Source organism: Mesorhizobium sp. P2_E7, assembly GCF_056403855.1.
On record NZ_JBFUER010000004.1, the window covers coordinates 47,466 to 70,183 of the forward strand.

Consider the following 22,718-nt stretch of genomic DNA (forward strand, 5'->3'; position numbering starts at 1 on the left):
CGATCCCGGAAACTACTGCCAGCCACAGCCGGCAAAGACAAGCCTCGCACCAGTCATCAAGTTTGGCACGGCAAACCCTGGAGAAGTGTGCCCCGCAGACCCTTACCGCGTCTTGGTGTTCAGCTCGCGGTTCGCCGTATAGTCGATGGCAAATGTGTCCGCAGGGAAGCTGACGCCTTCCTTGGTGTTGTAGATCATCACCGTGGTGTCCTTGCCCTGCGCGTCGGTGATCGTCCACTGGCGCAGATCATAGGATTTCGCATCGAACATCATGGTGATCTTCGAGTTGCCGAACACTGATTTGTCGGCAAGCTGGATGGTGGTCACGTCGGCCTCTTCCTTGATATCTTTGACGCGTCCGCCGGAGAGGTCGATCCGGTTGTCGAGCAACAGCTTCAGCGGCGTCTTCGACAGCGGATAGAGATCGGATGTGTTCAACCGCTTGTTGAGGATGACCACCGACTTGCCGTCGGAAATCACCCGGAAATTCGACTTGCCTTCATAGTTGAAACGGATCTTGCCCGGCCGCTCGAGGAAGAACTTGCCGCCGGTCTGCTGGTTGTTGGGCCCGAACTGGACGAACTCGCCGCTCATCGATTTGACCGAGGAGAAATGGTCGGCGATCTTTTGCGCCGTCGGCGGCACCGCGGCCTGTGCCGAAGCCAAAAGCTGGAACCCCGGTATGACGTTGACGGCAGCGGCGCCGGCAAGCATCAGGCCAAGGCCGAGCAGCTGGCGGCGGTTTGGGGCGAAATCGCTGAGCGCGGAAGGATCGTTTTTCATGCCGGTCACTCTCGTGTGGTGTGTGTCTCGTTGCAGTCCGTGGACCCCCAGTTAGACTTAAGTTTGGCGGCCGAACGGCACTCTGTCGCTTGAACGCGCCAAACGGTTCAAAGGTTGCCGCCGGGCAGTCTTCGCCCGGCCGTATTGGCCAATCAGAACTTGTCGTCCTCCGTCGGCACCAGGATCTCGCGTTTGCCGGCATGGTTGGCCGGGCCGACAATGCCTTCCTTCTCCATCTTCTCGATGATCGAGGCCGCGCGGTTGTAGCCGATGCCGAGCCGGCGCTGGATGTAGCTGGTCGAGGCCTTGCCGTCGCGCAGCACCACGGCCACCGCCTGGTCGTAGGGATCGTCGGAATCCTCGAAATTGCCGCCGCCACCGCCGCCGGAACCGCCCTTGCCGGACGGCGCATCGTCGTCATCTTCTTCGTCTTCCTCGGTGATGGCGTCGAGATATTCGGGCACGCCCTGCAGCTTGAGGTGACCGACCACCTTCTCGACCTCGTCATCGGAGACGAACGGGCCGTGCACGCGCTGGATGCGGCCGCCACCGGCCATATAGAGCATGTCGCCCATGCCGAGCAGCTGCTCGGCGCCCTGCTCGCCCAGAATGGTGCGGCTGTCGATCTTCGACGTCACCTGGAAGGAGATACGGGTCGGGAAATTGGCCTTGATGGTACCTGTGATGACGTCGACCGACGGGCGTTGCGTGGCCATGATCACATGGATGCCGGCGGCACGCGCCATCTGCGCCAGGCGTTGCACCGCGCCCTCGATGTCCTTGCCGGCGACCATCATCAAATCGGCCATCTCGTCGATGATGACGACGATGTAGGGCATCGGCTCGAGGTCGAGGTTCTCGGTCTCGTAGATCGCCTCGCCGGTCTGGCGGTCGAAGCCGGTCTGCACGGTGCGCGAGATTTTCTCGCCCTTCTTCTCGGCCAGTTGCACGCGCGCATTGAAACCGTCGATGTTGCGCACGCCTACCTTGGACATCTTGCGGTAGCGGTCCTCCATCTCGCGCACGGTCCATTTCAGCGCCACCACCGCCTTCTTCGGATCGGTGACCACCGGCGTCAAAAGATGCGGGATGCCGTCATAGACGGAGAGTTCGAGCATTTTCGGATCGATCATGATCAGCCGGCATTCCTGCGGCGTCAGCCGGTAGAGCAGCGACAGGATCATGGTGTTGATGGCGACCGACTTGCCTGAGCCGGTGGTGCCGGCGACCAGCACGTGCGGCATCTTGGCGATGTCGACGATGACAGCTTCGCCATTGATGCTTTTGCCGAGCGCCAGCGCCAGCTTCATCTTGGTCGTCTCGAAATCACGGCTGGCCATGATTTCGCGCAGATACACTGTCTCGCGCTTGGCATTCGGCAGTTCGATGCCGATGGCGTTGCGGCCGGGCACCACGGCAACGCGGCAGGCGATCGCGCTCATCGAGCGGGCGATGTCGTCGGAGAGGCCAATGACGCGCGACGATTTGATGCCGGGCGCCGGCTCCAGCTCGTAGAGCGTGACCACCGGGCCTGGCCGGACGGCAATAATCTCGCCCTTGACGCCGAAATCCTCCAGCACACCCTCCAGCAGCCGCGCATTCTGCTCCAGCGAGTCCTTCGAAAGGCTGGCATCCTTGGCGACGTTTTTCGGTTCGGACAGGAAATGCAGTGACGGCATCTCGAACGTGTCGGAACCGATGAGCGAGGTCTGCGCCTCGCGCTGGACGCGGGCGCCCGGCACGGGGCGCGCCGCCGGTGCTGCAACACGGGTCGCCGCATCGGAGCGGAAGTTTTGTACCTTGGCGTTTGGCGCACCACGGCGCTCGACCGGCTCGTCGTCGAGTTCGACGTCTTCGTCACCATTGTCGAAACCGGCATCGAGGACGTCGTCATCGTCCGGATCGACGGAAGCGCTGCGGTCATTGACCATGGCGGCGAAGAATTCCGGTTCGACGCGGGCGCGGCCATCCGGGCTCATCCGCGCTTCGGCGTATTCCGCCGATTCGACCCGTTCGGCAGCGCGACGCCATGCCGTGGAGCGCTGCTCCATCTCCGGCTCGTACTCGTCGCGCTCCTGCTGACGGCGTACGGATCGGCGATGCAGGTAGGCGCGGAACGACAGCCACCAATGGGTGATGGCGCCAAGCGCCAATATCCCCTCGTCGCCCTCGTCCTCGTCTTCGTCGAAGAGCAGATCGTCCTCTCGGGGATCGGGCTCGGCAGTGCGCTCCATGACGGCAAAGCCGTTCTTGCGCGCAATCAACGCCGAGCCATAGGCAAACAGCCACAGCGCCGGCGCAATGAGCACCAGGGCAATGATGCTGGCAACGAGGCCGGTCGGGTAGCCGCCAATGAGCAGGCCCGGGATGTTGAGCACCATGTCACCGAACACGCCGCCGAGGCCGGTCGGCAGCGGCCAGGTCTTGGGCGGCACAACGCAGCCGGCGATTGCGGCGGCAAGCAGCGCGAAACCGAACCAGGCGAGGCCGCGCTTCGGCAGCCTGTCGACGCCACGTGCTGAAAACAGGAGAAAGCCCCAGATCACCGCGGGCACCAGCGCGGCGACCGCGGCCAGGCCGAAGAACTGCATGGCGAGGTCGGAGAACACCGCGCCCGCATAGCCCATGGCATTGGTGACGATGTTGTCGGTGGCGTGCGAGAAGCTCGGATCGGCGACGTTCCAGGTGGCCAGCGCCGCGACGCCGAAGGCGACCAGCCCAAACAGGCCGGCGCCAACCAGCCGACCGACTTGGCGCCGCGCGAATGCCTGGATGCCGTGCCCCGAATCGGTCAGCGCGAGCGGTGCTGAAGCCCCTGAACGCATGCTCTTCCCCGTCTGTTTTTGCCTGGCCGGGCGCATGACGCACTCCGGCAGATTCGAACGCCAGACTATCGGGGGGAAGGTTAAGGCCGCATTAACTATAAGGCCGCGGGCGACGATCTTGCACAGCGCGCGCCACGGCCATTTCGGCTCATGCCTGCTGCGACAAAGGGATGCCGGCGGTGACACGGGACAGTTTTTCGCGCTTTGTCAGCGTCGGCTTTTCATAGGCCTTTTTTATGATGAGCCTTCCTCTTGGAGCGAGTGTCGCAAAACCCGGCGACCTGCCACCCGCGCTTTCATCTCCCGCACGGGGAGATCTGTAACAACAACCAATCTGCAGCTTCTGCGCCCATTCCGTGAGGCCTGGCGTGAGCCGAAGGTTACTCTATCGGCACCGACGCCATGGCGATGACACGGGACAGTTTTTCGCGCTTTGTCAGCGTCGGCTTTTCGTAGATTTTTTTCATGCGGGCTTCCCGTTCGAACACAGTCGCGGGTCTGGGTGCCACACCCATCGGGCGCTTTCATCCCCCGCGCGGGGGATGCGCACGACAATGGTGAGCCCCGGTTCGCCGGAACAGTTTGCAAAAAAGAGAGGCCCGGAATGACCCGGGCCTCAAAGCGTGAGCCCTTTTCGGGAGCGTCACGACGGGATTCTGAAGCAAATTGGGGGACCGGCGGGAGGAGGGTTCCGCCGGTCCCGTTGGCAGGTGGCCTTACGGAACCACCTCGCCATGCTGAGTGACGTCGAGGCCTTCGACCTCTTCCTGGGTGCTGGGCCGCAGGCCGACCAGCGCCTTGACGATGTAAAGGATCACGAAGGTGGCGACAGCCGTCCACACGATGGTGACGGCGACGCCGTAGACCTGCTTGCCGAGCGATGCGCCCGACGACAGGCTGTTGATTGCCGGATCGGCAAGCACGCCGGTCAGCAGCGCACCGATGATGCCGCCGATGCCATGCACGCCGAAGGCGTCGAGCGAGTCGTCATAGCCGAACATGTGCTTCACCTTGACCGCCGAGATGTAGCAAAGCACGCCGGCGACGATGCCGACGATGAAGGCGCCGGTCGGGTTGACGAAGCCGGAAGCCGGGGTCACCGCGACGAGGCCGGCAACCGCACCCGAGATAATGCCGAGCACGGACGGCTTCTTGGCGACAATCCATTCGGCAAACATCCAGGCCAGCGCCGCCGCGGCGGTGGCAACCTGAGTGTTGAGCATGGCAGCACCGGCAAGGCCGTCAGCCGCCAGTTCCGAACCGGCGTTGAAGCCGAACCAGCCGACCCACAGCAGCGAAGCGCCGATCACCGAATAGACCAGGTTGTGCGGCGCCATGTTGACGGTACCGTAGCCTTCGCGCTTGCCGAGAACGAGCGCGCAGACCAGGCCCGCGACACCGGCGTTGATGTGGACGACCGTGCCGCCGGCGAAGTCGAGAACGCCAGCCGTGCCGAGGAAGCCGCCACCCCAGACCCAATGCGCGACCGGCACGTAGACGACCAGCAGCCACAGCGCCATGAAGATCAGCAGCGCCGAGAACTTCATGCGTTCGGCGAAGGCGCCGGCGATCAGCGCCGGCGTGATGATGGCGAAGGTCATCTGAAACATCGAGAAGACGAACTCGGGAATGTTCGCCACGCCAGGCAGCCACAGCGACGAGGTGGTGATGCCATGGTGGAAGAATTTCGAGGCGCCGCCGATGAAGCTGTTCACGCTGGCGGAATCATTGGTGGAGAAGGCCAGCGAATAGCCGAACATGAACCACAGGATCGTCACCAGGCAGGTGATGGCGAAGCTCTGCATGATCGTGGCGAGCACGTTCTTCTTGCGCACCATGCCGCCGTAGAACAGGGCGAGGCCCGGAATGGTCATCATCAGCACCAGCGCTGTCGAAGTCAGCATCCAGGCGGTGTTGCCGGTATCGAGCACGGGCGTCGGCGCCGCCGGGGCGGCAGCCGCGGCCGCCGGGGCTGCTTCCTGCGCGAAGGCGGCGACGCTGCCCCATGCTGCGAGAGCGAGCGAGCCGAGTGCGGCCGCGCGTCCCGTCGTCTTCAAGGTGGAAGGAATATTCATTGAACTCTCCATTGGAATACGTGTTCGCCGCTCAGAGCGCGTCGGTGTCTGTTTCGCCGGTACGGATGCGCACCGCCTGATCGATGCCGAAGACGAAGATCTTGCCGTCGCCGATCTGCCCGGTCTTGGCTGCCGCCGTGATGGCTTCAACGGCCTTGTCGACCAGGTCGGTGCTGACCGCGACTTCGATCTTGATTTTCGGCAGGAAACTGACCGCGTATTCCGCTCCGCGATAGATTTCCGTATGTCCCTTCTGACGCCCGTAGCCTTTGACTTCGGTGACGGTCAGGCCCTGGATGCCGACGGCGGTGAGCGCTTCGCGCACCTCGTCGAGCTTGAACGGCTTGATGATTGCCATCACGATTTTCATAAGGTTTCACCCTTTGCTGTTGCGGTCCCCCGCGTTTGCACACCTTCACCGATCCCAAAGAGCCCGGAGAGTGCCCAACAGGATTCAAGCTCCGTGCCAGTTGCCGAAGCAGCGTGTTAACTCATTGTAAACAAACGGATTGCCCGGGGCGCGGCAGTGCGGCGCGCACTCTCATCGGACAGTCACTGATTAAAAAATAGGCAATTTTAAGAAAATGCCTATTCGGCAGGCGGGCGCTTCAGGCGGATCAGGCCTTCCTGGGCAACCGAGGCGATCAGCGTGCCGTCGCGGGCAAACAGCGAGCCGCGAGTGAAGCCGCGCGACCCTTGCGTCGACGGACTGTCCTGCGTGTACAGGATCCAATCGTCGAGCGGATGGCTGCGGTGGAACCACATGGCGTGGTCGAGGCTTGCCGCCTGGATATCGCGGTCGAAAATGGCGCGGCCGTGCGCAAAAGTCGAGGTGTCGAGCAGGGTCATGTCGGAGAGATAGGCAAGCACCGCCGCCTGGATACCGCGGTCGGCCGGCACCGGGCCGGTGGTGCGGATCCAGATGTTCTGCTGCGGCTCCAGCTTTTCGCGGCTGGTGTAGTGCTTCAGCATCACCGGCTTCATCTCGATCGGCCGGTCGCGCTCCCAGTAGCGCTTGATCCCTTCCGGCACCGCTTCGCCGAATTTGCCCAGCAATTCGCGCTGCGACAACAGGCTATCGGGCGCCGGTACGTCGCGCGGCATCGGCAGCTGGTGTTCCAGCCCGACCTCGTCCTGCTGGAACGAGGCTTCCAGCGAAAAGATCGCCTGGCCGTGCTGGATCGCCACCACGCGCCGCGTGGTGAAGGAGCCGCCATCGCGGATGCGGTCGACCTCGTAGACGATCGGCACCTTGGTATCGCCCGGCCGCATGAAATAGCCGTGCAGCGAATGCACATGGCGCTCGGGCTCGACTGTGCGCTGGGCGGCGACCAGCGCCTGGGCGATGGTCTGGCCGCCGAAGACGCGCTGCCAGTCGAGCTTTGGGCTGCGACCACGGTACAGATTGTGTTCCAGCTGCTCGAGGTCGAGAATGCTGAGAAGCTCGTCCATGGCCGCTGTCATGCTTCGTGACCTCGCCTTAAAGATGCTATGGCGGTTTCGGACAGGAATGGCGGGCAGTCAAGGCCGCAATGCCCCAGTGGGGGCAGGACGGTCATGGCTTCGAAAGGAATTGACATGGCAGACCGCAAGACGGACGCAAAAAACTCGCTCGACGTGCTGGTCGCCGGCGCCGGCTATGTCGGCCTCGCCGCCGCCGTGTCGCTGAAACAGGCGCGGCCCAACCTGGCGGTCGCCGTCGTCGATGCAGCCCCTGCCGGCGTCTGGCAGAAAGACGGCCGCGCCTCGGCCATCGCCGCTGCCGCCTGCCGCATGCTCGACCAGCTCGGCGTCTGGCAGGAAATCGTCGGTCAATCGCAGGCGATCACCGAAATGATCGTCACCGATTCCCGCACCGCCGATCCGGTGCGCCCGGTGTTTCTCACCTTCGACGGCGAGGTAGCTCCCGGCGAACCGTTCGCCCACATGGTCGCCAACAAGGATCTGAACGGCGCCCTGCGCCGCCGCGCGCAAAAGCTCGGGATCGAAATCCTCGAAGGTGTCGCGGTCGCATCTTTCGACAACACTGGCGCCGGCATCATCGTGCATCTGGCCGACGGCGCGACGCTGAAGGCGCGGCTGCTGGTCGCCGCCGACGGCGTCAATTCGAAATTGCGCGACATGGCCGGCATCAAGACGGTGAAGTGGGAATACGGCCAGTCCGGCATCGTCTGCACGGTGGCGCATGAGCGGCCGCACAATGGCCGCGCCGAGGAGCATTTTCTGCCGGCCGGCCCGTTTGCCACTTTGCCGCTGAAGCCGGCCGAAGACGGCACCAACCGTTCATCGCTGGTCTGGGTCGAACGCTCCGAGGATGCCGAGAAACTGGTTTCGGGCGACGACCTCGTCTTCGAGCACGAGCTCGAACTGCGTTTCGGCCTCAAGCTCGGCGAAATCCGCGTCACCGACAAACCGCGCGCTTGGCCGCTCGGCCTGACCATCGCACGCGCCTTTGTCGCGCCCCGCATCGCCCTTGCCGGCGACGCCGCCCACGGCATTCACCCGATCGCCGGCCAGGGCCTCAATCTCGGCTTCAAGGATGTGGCGGCGCTTGCCGAAGTGGTGGTCGAAGCCGATCGCCTCGGACAGGACATCGGCGCGCTCGACGTGCTCGAGCGCTACCAGCAATGGCGCCGCTTCGACACCGTCCAGATGGGCGTTACCACCGACGTGCTGAACCGGCTGTTTTCCAACGACATCGGCCCGCTGCGCCAAATCCGCGACATCGGCCTCGGCCTCGTCGAACGCATGCCCAGGCTGAAGGAGTTCTTCATCCGCCAGGCGTCGGGGCTGTCCGGCGACACGCCGCGGCTGCTCAAGGGCGAGGCGATCTAGCCCGGCTCTCGCTTTGCCCCAGACGCGGCTCGGTTCCTGACACCAGCCGCCCAATATTGGCGCGATGGCGCACGACCACATAGATGCCGCCGGCAATGACCAGCAGCCGGTAGGGCAATGGTTGGTCCATGCCGCAGACGAGCACGATCGCGGTCAGCGCCGCCAGCATCGAACTCAGGGAGACGATCCGGGAAATTGCCAGCACGACGGCAAACGCCGTCGCGGCGCCCAGACCCACTGGCCAGGACATCGCCAGCAAAACGCCCAACCCCGTCGCAGCCGATTTGCCGCCGGTGAAATTCAGCCAGATCGAACGGCTGTGCCCGAGCAGGACTGCAAGTCCGGCCAAGCATACAACCCAGGGAGCCCAAGCGGGCATCTCGGATGTTGCCGGCAGTGTGGTGGTGGAAAGCCAACGGGCAAGGACGACCGCTGCCACCCCTTTCAGCACATCCACCAGAAGCACCACCAAGGCGGGCCATTTTCCAAGTGTGCGCAATACATTTGTCGCGCCGGTGGACTTGGAGCCGTGCTCACGGATATCGATGCCCTTAAGCAGTTTTCCTGCCAAATAGCCCGCAGGCGTAGAGCCGATAAGGTAAGCGGCAACCGATGCTATCGCATTCGCTATCCAGAATGACATGCGCCCGGGCGGTTTCTCAGTTCACCTCAAAACCCAGCTTCTGCCGCAGCCGCAGCATGCGCTGGTCGGCGACCTTGAAGCTCTGCTCGCCACCTTGCGCGACGCGGTTCAGCATCTGCAGCAGATCTTCCCGCTCGTGCGGATCGAGGCGCTCGCGCAGGAAGGGCGCCAGCTTGTCGATGACGATGGTCGTGTCGTCGATCTGGGCCGAGGCCCACTTGGCGTAGACGACAGCTTCGTCGGTCTTCTTCTGGTTTTCTGCGATCTGCGAAATCACCTCGCGGATGACCGTTTCGCGCTTCGGCAGGATCGGGCCATGCTCCGCAGCCATCGCGGTGATCAGCGTCGCCGCCGCCACGACAGGGTCGTCGATCGCCGTCAGCGGCGACAGCGCCGCCTGCTTGCGCAGCTTCTTGCGGCGGATGTTGCCCTGGACGCGCCCGACGACATCGGCGACCTCGCGCGCGGCGTCGTTCATGGCCTTCATGCGGTACCACCAGAACGCCGCCGCTCCCAGCACGCCGAGAAGAGCAATTATGAAAGGCATATCGAATTCCCCGGAAATTGCGGCGACGATAAGAGAACTCCGACGTTGCTTCAACACGCAAGAATTGCGGCTGGTTAAGAAACAGAGGGTTTGCCCTCCGAGCACCTACACCGAGACCGAACATCTTGGTTTCAGGTCGCCGGCCGCAAAGCCAATCAGACGATGCCCCCTGCGATGGACACCGCCCGGATCAATGGGTATGCCTGCAAGAAATTTCACTGCATGATATTTCGTGCAACATGATTGACACGCAAAAAATCTCGGCCTATTCAAACTCGCCAGAGATTTCATATGATGAAATTTCTTGCAAAAGCTGACGCGACGAGGCTTTCATCGTCGGGGAACCCGGAGGAGAGAATGAACAGGATTGGGCTGGCGGGCGCATTGAGCGCCGCCGTGATGACGCTGACCTTGGCGATGCCAGGTGCTGCGTCGGCAGAGAGCAAGTTTCAGTGCAAGCCGGACGAGACCTATGTGATGAACGTCATGGTCTCCGCGCATCCCTATTGGGTGCCGGTCTATCAGGGCTTCAAACAGGCGGCCGAGGCGATGGGTTGCAAGACCGTGTTTTCGGGCACGCCGGACTATGACATCGCCAAGCAGATTGCGTCCTTCGAACAGGATCTGATCAAGAAGCCGGCCGGCGTGTTGCTGCACCCGATGCAGGCCGATCCGTTCATCGAGCCGATCAACCGCGCCATCGAGAACGGCACCACTGTCGTCACCTTCGCCGCCGACTCACCGAAGTCGAAGCGCGTGTCCTACATCACCTCGGACAATCTGGCGGAAGCCAAGTTCGCAGCCGAGGAGATCGTCAAGCAGGTCGGCGACGACGCCGAATATGGCGTGCTGGAAAACCCCGGCCAGAGCAACCACGATCTGCGCGTCACCGCCTTCATCGACTATCTCGCCAAGAACTATCCGAAGATGAAGCTTGTGGGACGCCAGGCCTCCAACCAGGACGCCAATGTCGCCAACAAGGCGGTGGCCTCGATGCTGCAGGCCAACCCGAACCTCAAGGCGCTGTGGATTCCGGAAGCCGGTTCGGCCGAAGGCGCGGTCGCTGCTGTTCTCGAAGCCAAGGCCAAGGTGCTGATCATGCATGCCGACATTACGCCTGCGACGCTGGAGCAGATCAAGGCCGGCAACATCCACATGGCGCTGAGCCCCAACCAGGGCATGCAGGGCTATCTCGGCTTCGTCGCCACCTTCATGGCAGCGCATCCGGAACTGATCGACCCGTTCAACGACTACAAGGCGTCGGGCTACAACCCGATGCGCATCCCCTTTGCCGACAACGGCTTTGCCGTCATCACCAAGGAGAATGCCGACTCGTTCGACCTGAACAAGTACATGCAAGGCCGCGATCCCAGCTGATCGCGTCCATCAGGCAATCGCGCCATCCGGCGCGGTTGCCTCACCCTCCCTGAGCAGGCGAGCACCGCAGTGGAAACCCCGGCCCTTCTCACAATATCCGGCCTCAGCAAATCGTTCGGTCCTGTGCGGGCGTTGCGCGATGTGTCCTTCGAACTGCGCGCCGGCGAAATCCACGCCATTGCCGGCGAGAACGGTGCCGGCAAGTCGACACTGATGAAGGTGATCGACGGCATCCTGCCGCCCGACAGCGGCGACATCCAGATCGATGGCCGCTCCGTCTCGATCCCTTCGCCGCTTGAGGCGCAAAAGCTCGGCATCGGCTTCGTGCATCAGGAAATCGCACTGTGCCCCGATGTCTCGGTGGCCGAAAACATCTTCATGTCGATCACCAACGCCAGCAAGGCGCTGCTGATGAACTACCGCGACCTCGAGAAGCGCGCGGCGGCGATCCTGGCTCGGCTCGGCAACATCGATCCGACCGCCATGGTGCGCAGCCTGTCGATTTCCCAGCAACAGCTGGTCGAGATCGCCAAGGCGCTGACGCTCGATTGCCGCATCCTCATCTTCGACGAACCGACCGCCGCGCTGACCGAGCGCGAGGCCAAGAAACTGTTCGAGATCATTCACCAGCTTGCCGGCGAAGGCATCGGCATCATCTACATCTCGCACCGCATGGCCGAGATCTTCGACAATTGCGACCGTGTCACCGTGCTGCGTGACGGCCAATACATCACCACGCTCGACATAGCGGCGACGACGCCCGAACAGGTGGTGGCGTCCATGGTCGGCCGCGTCATCGACAGCCTCTATCCAGAGAAGCTGCGCGACGACGAACGCACTGAGGAAATCCTGCTCGAGGTGAGCAACCTTTGCGAGGCGAGAACCTTCCGCGACATCAGCTTCAAGCTGCGCAAGGGCGAGATCCTCGGTGTTGGCGGCCTGATTGGCGCTGGCCGCAGCGAGATCGTCAGAGGCATCTGCCGGCTGGAAGGCCAGGTGACAGGCGATGTCAGCCTGCATGGCAAACCGCTGTCGCTGACCCACTATGGCGACAGCATCGCTGCAGGGATCGTCTACCTCTCCGAAGACCGCAAGGGCGACGGGCTGTTTCTCGACATGTCGATCGCCGCCAACATCTCGGCGCTGGCGGTCGACCGGATTTCGACGCGCTTCGGCCTCATCAACGATCGGCGCGAGAAGCAGCAGGCGGAGACGATCGGCAAGCAGCTGTCCTTGAAATGCGGCCATGTCGGTCAGCCGGTGTCGACGCTGTCGGGCGGCAACCAGCAGAAGGTGGCGATCGCCAAGATGCTGTCGGTCGACCCGAAGGTGATCTTCCTCGACGAGCCGACGCGCGGCGTCGATGTCGGCGCCAAGGCGGAAATCCACCGCATCCTGCGCAAGCTGGCGCGTGACGGCGTCGGTATCGTCGTCATCTCTTCCGAGCTGCCGGAACTGATCGGCGTCTGCGACCGCGTGCTGATCGTGCGCGAGGGACGCATCACCGGCGAGGTCACCGGCGATGCGATGACGGAAGAAAACATCATGGTCCTGGCATCGCTTGCCGATGAAGGCCGGCAACGGAGCGCGACATGAGCATCGTGGGGGAAAGCATGGACAGCGCGACGCGAGCCGCCCGGATCGGGCTCAGTGAAAGGCTCGGCGGCCTGATCCGGATGCGCGAGATCGGCCTGATCCTCATCATCGCCGTACTCTTTGCCGTCATGTCGTTCGCATCGCCCTATTTTCTGACCTGGGACAATATGCGGGCGATGGCGATGGCCTTCGCAGTTGAAGGTATTGTCGTCGTCGGTATGACGATCCTGCTGATTTCCGGTGGCATCGACCTTTCGGTCGGCTCGGTCACGGCACTCGCCATGGTGATCGCCGGCCTGCTGTTCCTTGGGGGCGTCGATCCCTGGGTGGCATCTCTGGTTGCCATCGCCGCCTGCGCCGGCATCGGCGCGTTCATGGGCTTCTTCGTCACCAGAGTGGGCCTGCACCACTTCATCGTCTCGCTGGCGGTGATGGTGATTGCGCGCGGGCTGTGCCTGCTCGGCACCGGTGGCCGCCCGCTCGGACTCTACACGCTGCCGCCCGAATTCAAATTCATCGGCCAGGGCACCATTGGCGGCATTCCGGTCGTCATCATCATCTTCATCGTCTTCGTCATCCTGTCCGACTTCATGCTGCGCCGCACGACGATGTTCCGCAAAGTCTTCTACACCGGCAGCAACGAGAAGGCGGCGGCCTATTCCGGCATCCGCACCAAGAAAGTCGTGTTCCTGACGACGACGCTATGCTCGACCCTGTGCGGCTTTGCCGGCATCATCTACATGGCCCGCTTCGGCTCGGCCCAGCCGACCTTCGGCGCCGGCATGGAGCTCAACGTCATTGCCGCCGCGGTGATCGGCGGCGCCAGCCTGACCGGCGGCGCCGGCACCATTCTCGGCGCGATCCTCGGCACCATCCTTTTGTCCGTCGTTTCAAGCTCGCTAGCTCTGCTCGACGTGTCCGTCTATTGGCAGGACATCATCCGCGGGTCCATTCTGCTGACGGCGGTGACCGCCGACTATTACTTCAACAAGCGGCGGGGCTGAGATGGCGGACAGCAGGGAAGATTTCGAGGCGATCAGGCAGATCCACACCGTGCTGGTTCTGCACTTCGTCGACGGCATGAAGCAGAACGACATCGCGGCGGCGCTCAATCTGTCGCCGTCCAAGGTCAATCGCCTGATTGCCCAGGGGCGCAAGCTCGGCATGCTGAGGATCGCGGTCGAAAGTCCGTTCCAGCGTCTGGTCGATATCGAAAAACAGCTGGCCGAGGTCGCCCAGCTGGCGACTGCGATCGTGACGCCGACCGTCGCCGGCAGTCCTGACAGCACGCTGCAGCAGGTGGGCCGCGCCGCGGCCAACCAGTTGCTCGAGACCTTGCGCGACGGCGACGTCATTGCCATCACCGGCGGCAAGGCGATCAGCGCCCTGGTCGAGAACCTTGAGCCGGAACGCGCCTTCGACATCACCGTCGTACCTCTCACCGGCGGCGTGCAGGGCAAGCACTATACCGACGTCAACCATCTGGCGACGCGCTTGGCCGAACGCCTCGGCGGCACCAGCATGCTGCTGCATGCGCCGCTGTTTGCCGAAAGCCGCGAGCAGCGCGATCTGCTGCTGGACATGGCCTCGGTGCGCGAAATCTTCGACCTGGCGCGCAAGGCCGCGATCGCGCTGGTCGGCGTCGGTTCGATCCAGACGCCGGGCTCCAGCTACTACGATCTTCACCCTGGCCTCGATCCTGACCGCGAAAAACTCGCCGCCAGCGGTGCGGTCGGCGAGTTCCTTGCGCATCTGATCCGCGACGACGGCACGCTTGCCGATTACCCGCCCAACGACCGGCTGGTGGCGCTGGCGCCTTCGGAGCTCGGCCGTTGCCGGACAGTGATGGGGGTCGCCAGCGGCGCCGAAAAAGTCTGGCCGATCCGCGCCGCGTTGCGCGGCAATTATCTGAAATCTTTGGTCGTCGACGAAGAGACGGCCAACGCAGTCCTGAGTAATGCGGGGAGCATACGCAATGTCGCCTGAAATGTTGACGCGCACCATTGGCGCGTCGGGGATATCCGCCTCCGCGATTGGCCTGGGCACCTGGGCCATCGGCGGCTGGATGTGGGGCGGCACTGACGAGGCGCAATCCATCGACACGATCCGCGCCTCGATCGACGAAGGTGTTTCGCTGATCGACACCGCGCCGGCCTATGGCCAGGGCCTGTCGGAGGAAATCGTCGGCAAGGCGATCAAGGGCCGCCGCGACAAGGTGGTGCTCGCCACCAAGCTTGGCCTGGTCTGGCATACGAAGAAGGGCAACCACTTCTTCGACTATGACGGCGCGCCCGTGCATCGCTATCTCGGCGCCGACTCTGTCGTCTATGAAGTCGAGCAAAGCCTGCGCCGCCTCGGCACCGACCATATCGACCACTACATCACCCACTGGCAGGATCCGACGACACCGGTCACTGAAACGATGGAAGCGCTCGATCGCCTGAAAACCCAGGGCAAGATCCGCTCCATCGGCGCCAGCAATGTCAGCGTCGCCGACGTAAAGGCCTATCTCGCGGCCGGCCAGCTCGACGCCGTCCAGCAGGAATACAGCATGGTGGTGCGCGACATGGAGCGCGACCTGTTGCCCTTCGGCGCCGACAACAACGTGTCCGTGCTCAGCTATTCCTCGCTGGCGCTCGGCCTTCTCTCCGGCAAGATCGGCCCGGATCGCGTCTTTACCGGCGACGACCAGCGCAAGGACAATCCGCGCTTCTCGCTGGCCAACCGCCGCAAGGTGGCGGCGCTGATGGAAGCGATCCGGCCGATCGCCGAGGCGCACGGCGCCAGCGAGGCGCAGGTGGTCATCGCCTGGACGCTGCAGCAGCCGGGCATCACCTTTTCGCTCTGCGGCGCCCGCAGCCCGCAGCAGGCCAGGGAAAATGCGCAAGCCGGCCGCATCAGATTGTCCGGCGAAGAGTTGAACCAGATCAGTGAGGCCGCTAGCCGCCATCTGACCAATCTCGCCGCCTGACGCCATCCATAACCGAAACTCAGTTGAGCTGCCGTCCACCGGACGGCAGAACGGCCCAACCTTGCCCGGCAAAGCCATGCCTGACCAGAGAACCGTCATCCTCGACACGATCCGCCGCAACGGCGCGTTCGATGTCGTCGTCGTGGGCGGCGGCATCAACGGCATCGGCGTCTTCCGCGAACTGGCGCTGCAGGGCCTGAGGGTACTGCTGGTCGAGCGCAATGATTTCTGCTCGGCCTGCAGCGCGGCACCCTCGCGCATGATCCATGGCGGCCTGCGCTATCTCGAGAATGGCGAGTTCGGCCTGGTGCAGGAATCGCTGCGCGAACGCGACGCGCTTCTGGCCAACGCGCCGCATATGGTGCGGCCGCTGCCGACGACAATCCCGATCCGCACCGTCTTCTCCGGGCTGATGAATGGTGCGGCGGGTTTTCTCGGGCTTTCGGAAACGCCCTCCAGCCGCGGCGCGCTGGCAATCAAGGCGGGCCTGGCGCTCTACGACTGGACGACGCGCAGGCGACGGGTGCTGCCCCGCCACAATTTCCGCGGCGCCAAAGCGACCTTCGCGCAATGGCCGGCGCTCGACCCGAAACTGCGCTATTCCGCCACCTACTACGACGCCTGGATCAGCTATCCCGAACGGCTCGGCATCGAATTGCTGCTCGACACCGCACGCCTGGCGCCCGACAGCCTCGCGCTCAACCGCGCCGAAATCGCGCGGGCGGGGTCGGCCTTCGAACTCACCGACATGGCGGGTGGAGAACGTTTCGTCGTGACCACCAAGGCAATCGTCAACGCGACCGGTGCGTGGCTGGATTCGGCAATCGCCCGGCTCGACGCCTCCGAAACGCCTGCAGCGCCCTTGGTCGAGGGCACCAAGGGCTCGCACCTCATCCTCGACAATGAGCCGCTCTACTGGGCACTCGGCGGCCACATGATTTTCTTCGAGAATGCTGACGGCCGCGTCTGCATCATGTTTCCCTATCTCGGCAAGGTGCTGGTCGGCTCGACGGATATCCGCGTCAGCCAGGCCGGGCGCGTAAGCTGCGAACCGGCTGAGACCGACTACATATTGGCGGCGGCGCGGCTGGTGTTCCCGTCCATTCCGGTCCATGCCTCCGATGTGGTCTTCACCTATAGCGGCATCCGGCCGCTGCCGAAGAGCGACCACGCCTTCACCGGCAGGATATCGCGTGGCCATTCCGTACATCGCATTGCCGGCGACATCCCGCAATTCTGCATGATCGGCGGCAAGTGGACGACCTTCCGCGCCTTCGCCGAGCAGGCAGCGGACGACGTGTTGGCCGAGCTTGGCCGCGAACGCGTTTGCAGGACGCTGACCCTGCCGATCGGCGGCGGCCTAGGCTTCCCCGCAGTCCCGGCGTCGCTGGCGGCCGATCTCGTCGGTGCGTTCGCAATCAGCGCCGACCGCGCCGCCTATCTCGTCGATCGCTACGGCAGCGGCGCGCGCGACATCATCCTCTTCTGCCTCGGACGTTCCGACGATATCCGGCTGGACGACAGGACCGAAACCACGGCAGCCGAGATCGTCTATCTCATCCGGCATGAGTTCGTGACCGGCCTCTCGGACCTTGTCCTGCGCCGCACCTCGCTTGCCATCGCCGGCGACATCTCGATGGGGTCAATCGAGCGCATCGCCGACACATTGGTCGCCGAGCGCGGTTGGACCCACCAGCGTCGCGACGACGAGATAAAAAACCTGATCGCCGAACTCGACACCTATCATGGCGTCTCGCAAGAGATGCTCGACCAACGCACCATCGCAGGAGCAGAACATGAAAGTCAGCGCCAAAGCCCGGATGAACCGGATGTTCACCAACGGCAATTGCCTCGACGTGGCGCTCGATCACGGCGTCTGCAATGAGCCGGGTTTCCTCGTCGGCCTGGAGGACATGCCCAGGGTCATCGACACACTTATCGCGGCAGGACCCGACGCGCTGCAGCTCACCTATGGCCAGGCTGATCTGTTGCAGGCGCGGCCGGACAAGGACAAGCCGGCGCTGGTCATGCGCATCGACATGGGCAATCCCTATAACGCTGAGCGCCACCGCGTGATGTGGTCGATGCTGCAGAATCATGACGAGCCGATTATCGGCGCGCTGGAGATGGATGCGGCCTGCGTCGTCGTCAATTTGTTCATGCTGCCCGACGAGCCCGAGCTGTTTCGCCAATGCGTCGAAAACATCAGCAAGGTCCGCGCCGCCTGCCACCGCTACGGCATGCCTCTGATGATCGAGCCGCTGGTGATGCTGCCCAACGATATCAGGGGCGGTTATCAGGTGGATGGCGACGCCGAAAAGATCGTGACGCTGGTGCGGCTCGCCGCCGAAATGGGCGCCGACATCATCAAGGCCGACCCGACCGACCGGCCGGAGGATTTCCACCGCGTCGTCGAGGCGGCGCGCGTGCCGGTACTGGTGCGCGGCGGCGGCAAGGACGACCTCAAGACAGTGCTGGCGAAATCCTCTGCACTGCTCAGGCAAGGCGCCAAGGGGCTGGTCTATGGCCGCAACATCTATCAGCATGCCAATCCGAAGGCTGTGGTCAACGCGCTGATGGCGATGATCCACAACGATGCCGGTGGCGAAGAAGCCTGGGACATCTACAACAATGGCTGATCAAGCCGCATATCTGCTCGGTCTCGACGCCGGCAACACCATCATCAAGGCGGTGCTGTTCGACCGAACCGGTCGGCAACTCGCCATGCATGCCGTCGCCGGCCGTTCGCACACGCCGCAACCCGGCTATGTCGAGCGCGACCTGAACCATATGTGGGCCGATGCGCGCGACGCCATCCGCGTCTGCATTGCGCAGGCCGGCATCGATGCGCGCGAAATCGCAGCCATCGGCTGCGCCGGCCATGGCAACGGCCTCTACCTGGTCGACCGCACCGGCGCCCCGTTGATCGGCATCCAGTCGCTCGACACCCGCGCCGCCTCCACGGCGGCGACGCTGGCGGCGCGCAACGCCGAAGCACTGCATGCCATCTGCCTGCAAAAGCCGTGGCCGGCACAGACGCCGACCTTACTGGCCTGGGTCAAGCAGCATGCGCCCGACCTTTATGCCGCGACCGGCACCACAATGCTTTGCAAGGACTTCATCACCTTCCGTCTGACCGGCGAGCGGGTGAGCGATGTCTCCGACATGTCCGGTTGCGGCCTCGTTCGTATGCCCGAAGGCGTCTATGACGCCGAGCTCCTGGCGCATTACGGCATCGAGGACGCACAGCCAAAACTGCCGCGATTGCTCGACAGCGCTGACATTGCCGGCGCGGTCACCGCACAGGCGGCCGAAGAGACAGGGCTTGCTGAAGGCACGCCGGTCATCGCGGGGTATTTCGACGTCGTCGCCAGCGCCATGGGGGCGGGCGTCGTGCGGCCCGGCGAAGCCTCGATCATCGCCGGCACATGGTCCGTCAATCAGGTCTTTTCCACCGCGCCTGTGGTCGATCCCAACGTTTTCATGGTCGCGCGCTTCGGCCCCGGCCGCTTCGTCAACATCGAATCCAGCGCGACGTCGGCCGCCAATCTCGAATGGTATGTGCGCGAATTCGTCGAGCGGGGCGCCCATCATGAGGATCCGTTCGGCCACTGCAACGCGGCTGTCGGCTCAGTGACGCCGGCCTGGGACGATCCGATTTTCCACCCGTTTCTCTACGGATCGGGACAGGGAGCCGAGTTCCGTGCCGGCTTCTACGGCCTCGCCGGCTGGCACAAGGAAGGCCATCTGCTGCGCGCGCTGTTCGAGGGCGTGATGTTCGAGCACCGGCGCCATATCGATGTCCTGAAAGACGCTGGCGTCGGCTTCGACAAAGCGGTGCTGTCGGGCGGCGGCTCGCGCAGCGAACACTGGCCACAGATCTTCGCCGACGGGCTTGGCGTACCGATCACGGTCCCTGAGGCGCGCGAGACCGGTGCGCTTGGCGCGGCAATCGGCGCCGGCGTCGCGGCCGGTCTGTTCGCCAGCTATGAGGCCGGCGTCGACGCCATGACCCGGCAAAGCGCCGCCTATCGTCCGGACCCGGCGATGCGGGATCATTACAACAGGCGTTATCGCGCCTATTGCGGCCTCGCCGATACGCTGCGATCGTTCTGGGCAGAACAGGCCGCCCAACCGAGTACAACACCGCAATGACCCAACGGCTCGATGGCGACTACGACTACATCATCGTCGGCGCAGGCACGGCTGGCTGCGTGCTGGCCAACCGCCTGAGCGAAAACCCGGCGACGCGGGTGCTGCTGCTCGAGGCCGGCGGCAGCGACAATTACCACTGGGTGCATATCCCGGTCGGCTATCTCTATTGCATCGGCAATCCACGCACCGACTGGATGATGAAGACAGCCCCCGAAGCCGGCCTGAACGGCCGCTCGCTGGTTTATCCCCGAGGCAAGGTTCTGGGCGGCTGCACCTCGGTCAACGGCATGATCTACATGCGCGGCCAGGCGGCCGACTATGATGGCTGGCGGCAGATGGGCAATGTCGGCTGGGGCTGGGACGACGTGCTGCCCTATTTCCTCAAATCCGAGGACCACCATGGCGGCAAGACCAAGCTGCATGGTTCCGGTGGCGAATGGAAAGTGGCGCGCCAGCGCCTGTCCTGGCCGATCCTCAACACGGTGCAAGAGGCTGCCAAGGAATTCGGCATCATGCCGCGCGAGGACTTTAACGACGGCGACAATGAGGGGTCAGGCTTCTTCGAAGTAAACCAGAGCAAGGGTGTGCGCTGGAACACGGCCAAGGCTTTTTTGCGCCCGGCGCTGCGGCGGCCCAACCTTCGGCTGGTCGTCAACGCCCATGTCGAGAAGGTGCTGTTCGCGGGCAAGCGCGCGACCGGCGTCCGCTACCTCGTAGGCGGCGAAGCCGTCGAGGCAAGAGCCAGAGGCGAGGTGCTGCTGACCGCCGGCTCGATCAACACGCCGAAACTGTTGGAGCTTTCCGGCGTTGGCCAACCGAACCGCCTCACCGCGCTCGGCGTCGATGTGGTCCAGGCCAGCCCCGATGTCGGCGAGAACCTGCAGGACCATCTGCAGATCCGCACCGTCTACAAAGTGTCATCGGCACTGACGCTCAACACCCTTGCCAACAGCTTGACCGGCAAGGCGCGGATCGCGCTGCAATATGCCTTTGCCCGGTCGGGACCGATGTCGATGGCGCCGAGCCAGTTCGGCATGTTCAGCAAATCCGATCCGTCGATGGCAACGCCGGACCTGGAATATCACGTCCAGCCGCTGTCGACCGACCGGCTTGGCGACCCGCTGCATCCGTTCCCGGCGATCACCATGTCGGTCTGCAATCTGCGGCCCGATAGCGTCGGCTCGGTGCATGCCACGACGCGCGAACTGGCTGAGCAACCGGAGATCCGGTTGAACTACCTGTCCACCGTCCGCGACCGCGGGATTGCGCTGCGCTCGGTGCGCCAGGCGCGCAGCATCATGACCGCCAAGGCGCTTGAAGCCTTCCATCCCCAGGAAATCTTGCCCGGTCTCGCCCACCAGTCCGACGACGATTTGCTGTACCAGATCGGCTCTATCGCGACGACCATCTTCCACCCGGTCGGCACCTGCCGGATGGGCATCGACGACCGCGCCGTCGTCAGCTCCGATCTGCGCGTGACCGGTGTCGAGGGTCTGCGCGTCATCGACGCCTCCATCATGCCGCGGATCGTCTCCGGCAACACCGCCTCGCCGGTGGTGATGATCGCCGAGAAGGCGGCGGACATGATCCGCCGACCGGCGTGAGTCTGCTCACGCGCAGCCGACAAATCGCCCCGTCTTTCTTATGACCCCGGCACGTCGTAGATCGCCCTGACCTCGATGGTGCCGATTTCGGCCAGCGGAATCTCGCCAGCGATCTCCAGCGCCGCGTCGAGAGTATCGGCCTCGATCATGACGAACCCGAGCAACTGCTCCTTGGTTTCGGCGAAGGGGCCGTCGGTGATCAGCCGTTTGCCCAGGCGCCGCCGGACCGTCTTCGATGTTTTCACCGATTGCAGCGCCTGCGCGATGATCAGCTTGCCTTGCTGATCCAGCGACCGGTCATAGGCCATCGAATCGGCGTCGAGCTTGGCCAGACGCTGCGGCGTCATGGCGTGGAGATCTTTTTCCTCGCCATAGACCAGACAGACATATTTCATTTCCAGCTCCCTTGCTCGGACGAACCATAGGCGATCAGCGTGCCGGTTGCAGCCTTCCCGGCGGAGACATTGTCGAGCACGCAGACTGCAAGACCGATAATGGCGATAGCCAAAAGCAGCCGGCCGAAGCCGGAAGGGCGCGAGCAGTCGATCTCTTGCGGCCTCAACCCTGCGCCGGTGCCATTCCAATGGGCAGAAAACAGATTGTTCATGGGTACCTCCATCCGCCACGAGAATCCGTGGCCGCCCGCAGGACGGTCGGCGCTGATGCAAGTCGACATTTTTGCACGCAGATTTTTTCAAAATAATTTTGACCACGTCGTTGGATCGCCATGCGCGCGCCAACAGCGCGGTGGTCTTCCCCTCCCGCCGCGCTATAGTTGAGGGGAACGCCGCCTGGCCGGCGCCATCGCTGCAATCAAGGAGGATTTTATGGACCGCATCGCAAACGCCGTCTGGAAAGGCAATCTGAAGGAAGGCAAGGGCACGCTCGACACGCAGAGCGGCACCTTGAAAGGCACGCCCTATTCGTTCAAGGCGCGTTTCGAGGACGAGAGCGGCAAATCCGGCACCAACCCCGAAGAGTTGATCGCTGCCGCACATGCCGGATGCTACGCCATGCAGCTGTCGCATTTCCTGGCCGAGAACGGCACGCCCGCCACCGAGCTCGACGCCAAGGCGGTGGTGACGCTGGTGCCCGGCACCGGCATCACCGGCAGCGCCATCACTCTGGTCGGCAAGGTGCCGGGCATCGATGCGGCGAAGTTCAAGGAATTGGCCGAGAAGGCCAAGGCGGAGTGCCCGGTGTCCAAGGCGCTCGGCGCGATCAAGGTGTCGCTCGACGCGAAGCTGGGCTGATCAGCCGATTTTTCCGGGGGTAGCGATCCTTCGCGCCCCCCTCTGCCCTGCCGG

The 22,718-nt window shown here is 63.6% G+C and carries 21 protein-coding genes; 11 read left to right on the forward strand and 10 right to left on the reverse strand.

From position 1 onward, the window contains the following. Window positions 1-102: 102 nt before the first annotated feature. From AC1DYC_RS21455 to tesB, 6 genes are all read right to left on the reverse strand, one after another. Window positions 103-783, reverse strand: a complete 681-nt coding sequence (locus AC1DYC_RS21455) for an outer-membrane lipoprotein carrier protein LolA (RefSeq protein WP_477307930.1) — start codon at window positions 781-783, stop codon at window positions 103-105. 152 nt (window positions 784-935) lie between these two features. Further along, window positions 936-3,608 (reverse strand): DNA translocase FtsK, encoded by a 2,673-nt coding sequence (locus AC1DYC_RS21460; RefSeq protein ID WP_477409713.1) that lies wholly within the window; start codon window positions 3,606-3,608, stop codon window positions 936-938. 380 nt (window positions 3,609-3,988) lie between these two features. After that, window positions 3,989-4,123, reverse strand: a complete 135-nt coding sequence (locus tag AC1DYC_RS21465) for a hypothetical protein (protein WP_477409715.1) — start codon at window positions 4,121-4,123, stop codon at window positions 3,989-3,991. Window positions 4,124-4,324: 201 nt separating this feature from the next. Continuing rightward, window positions 4,325-5,683 (reverse strand): ammonium transporter, encoded by a 1,359-nt coding sequence (locus AC1DYC_RS21470; RefSeq protein WP_477409717.1) that lies wholly within the window; start codon window positions 5,681-5,683, stop codon window positions 4,325-4,327. A 31-nt stretch (window positions 5,684-5,714) separates the two neighbouring features. Next, the gene (locus tag AC1DYC_RS21475; protein WP_023670499.1) at window positions 5,715-6,053 is read right to left on the reverse strand and encodes a P-II family nitrogen regulator; all 339 of its coding nucleotides are present in this window, start codon (window positions 6,051-6,053) and stop codon (window positions 5,715-5,717) included. Between the two features lie 218 nt (window positions 6,054-6,271). Continuing rightward, the gene (gene tesB / locus AC1DYC_RS21480) at window positions 6,272-7,147 is read right to left on the reverse strand and encodes an acyl-CoA thioesterase II (protein ID WP_477307922.1); all 876 of its coding nucleotides are present in this window, start codon (window positions 7,145-7,147) and stop codon (window positions 6,272-6,274) included. Window positions 7,148-7,261: 114 nt separating this feature from the next. Here tesB and AC1DYC_RS21485 point away from each other — a divergent pair, with 114 nt between their 5' ends. After that, window positions 7,262-8,518, forward strand: coding sequence for a ubiquinone biosynthesis hydroxylase (locus AC1DYC_RS21485; protein ID WP_477409719.1), 1,257 nt, complete (start codon window positions 7,262-7,264; stop codon window positions 8,516-8,518). On the opposite strand, the gene plsY is transcribed toward AC1DYC_RS21485, so the two are convergent. Beyond that, window positions 8,499-9,161 (reverse strand): glycerol-3-phosphate 1-O-acyltransferase PlsY, encoded by a 663-nt coding sequence (gene plsY / locus AC1DYC_RS21490; protein ID WP_477409721.1) that lies wholly within the window; start codon window positions 9,159-9,161, stop codon window positions 8,499-8,501. The genes AC1DYC_RS21485 and plsY overlap by 20 nt on opposite strands. A gap of 16 nt (window positions 9,162-9,177) precedes the next feature. Then, a complete protein-coding gene (locus AC1DYC_RS21495) occupies window positions 9,178-9,708 on the reverse strand; it encodes a hypothetical protein (RefSeq protein WP_477409723.1) in 531 nt (176 codons plus the stop codon). A 357-nt stretch (window positions 9,709-10,065) separates the two neighbouring features. Between AC1DYC_RS21495 and AC1DYC_RS21500 the strand changes: the two genes are divergently transcribed. From AC1DYC_RS21500 to AC1DYC_RS21540, 9 genes are all read left to right on the forward strand, one after another. Then, complete coding sequence (locus AC1DYC_RS21500) at window positions 10,066-11,085, forward strand: substrate-binding domain-containing protein (RefSeq protein WP_477409725.1); 1,020 nt, start codon at window positions 10,066-10,068, stop codon at window positions 11,083-11,085. Between the two features lie 69 nt (window positions 11,086-11,154). Continuing rightward, complete coding sequence (locus AC1DYC_RS21505) at window positions 11,155-12,681, forward strand: sugar ABC transporter ATP-binding protein (RefSeq protein WP_477409727.1); 1,527 nt, start codon at window positions 11,155-11,157, stop codon at window positions 12,679-12,681. 17 nt (window positions 12,682-12,698) lie between these two features. Continuing rightward, complete coding sequence (locus tag AC1DYC_RS21510) at window positions 12,699-13,685, forward strand: ABC transporter permease (protein WP_477410106.1); 987 nt, start codon at window positions 12,699-12,701, stop codon at window positions 13,683-13,685. Between the two features lies 1 nt (window position 13,686). Next, complete coding sequence (locus tag AC1DYC_RS21515; protein ID WP_477409729.1) at window positions 13,687-14,667, forward strand: sugar-binding transcriptional regulator; 981 nt, start codon at window positions 13,687-13,689, stop codon at window positions 14,665-14,667. Next, window positions 14,657-15,652, forward strand: coding sequence for an aldo/keto reductase (locus AC1DYC_RS21520; protein ID WP_477409731.1), 996 nt, complete (start codon window positions 14,657-14,659; stop codon window positions 15,650-15,652). The genes AC1DYC_RS21515 and AC1DYC_RS21520 overlap by 11 nt, the downstream gene beginning before the upstream one ends. Window positions 15,653-15,728: 76 nt before the next feature. After that, window positions 15,729-17,537, forward strand: a complete 1,809-nt coding sequence (locus AC1DYC_RS21525) for a glycerol-3-phosphate dehydrogenase/oxidase (protein ID WP_477409733.1) — start codon at window positions 15,729-15,731, stop codon at window positions 17,535-17,537. Then, window positions 17,449-18,291 carry a class I fructose-bisphosphate aldolase gene (locus tag AC1DYC_RS21530; RefSeq protein WP_477409735.1) on the forward strand — a complete coding sequence of 281 codons (843 nt, stop codon included), beginning with the start codon at window positions 17,449-17,451 and terminating at the stop codon, window positions 18,289-18,291. Before AC1DYC_RS21525 ends, AC1DYC_RS21530 begins: the two co-directional genes overlap by 89 nt. Next, the gene (locus AC1DYC_RS21535) at window positions 18,284-19,807 is read left to right on the forward strand and encodes an FGGY-family carbohydrate kinase (protein WP_477409737.1); all 1,524 of its coding nucleotides are present in this window, start codon (window positions 18,284-18,286) and stop codon (window positions 19,805-19,807) included. The genes AC1DYC_RS21530 and AC1DYC_RS21535 overlap by 8 nt, the downstream gene beginning before the upstream one ends. Further along, entirely contained in the window at window positions 19,804-21,411 is a 1,608-nt protein-coding gene (locus AC1DYC_RS21540) for a GMC family oxidoreductase (RefSeq protein ID WP_477409739.1), read from the forward strand. The genes AC1DYC_RS21535 and AC1DYC_RS21540 overlap by 4 nt, the downstream gene beginning before the upstream one ends. A 38-nt stretch (window positions 21,412-21,449) precedes the next feature. Here AC1DYC_RS21540 and AC1DYC_RS21545 read toward each other — a convergent pair whose 3' ends face one another. After that, window positions 21,450-21,806: a YciI family protein gene (locus AC1DYC_RS21545; RefSeq protein WP_477409741.1), complete on the reverse strand. Its 357-nt coding sequence runs from the start codon at window positions 21,804-21,806 to the stop codon at window positions 21,450-21,452. After that, window positions 21,803-22,018 carry a hypothetical protein gene (locus tag AC1DYC_RS21550; protein WP_477409743.1) on the reverse strand — a complete coding sequence of 72 codons (216 nt, stop codon included), beginning with the start codon at window positions 22,016-22,018 and terminating at the stop codon, window positions 21,803-21,805. Before AC1DYC_RS21550 ends, AC1DYC_RS21545 begins: the two co-directional genes overlap by 4 nt. Window positions 22,019-22,238: 220 nt before the next feature. On the opposite strand from AC1DYC_RS21550, the gene AC1DYC_RS21555 reads away from it, so the two are divergent. Continuing rightward, window positions 22,239-22,664, forward strand: a complete 426-nt coding sequence (locus AC1DYC_RS21555; RefSeq protein WP_477409745.1) for an OsmC family protein — start codon at window positions 22,239-22,241, stop codon at window positions 22,662-22,664. The last annotated feature ends 54 nt before the right edge of the window (window positions 22,665-22,718 follow it).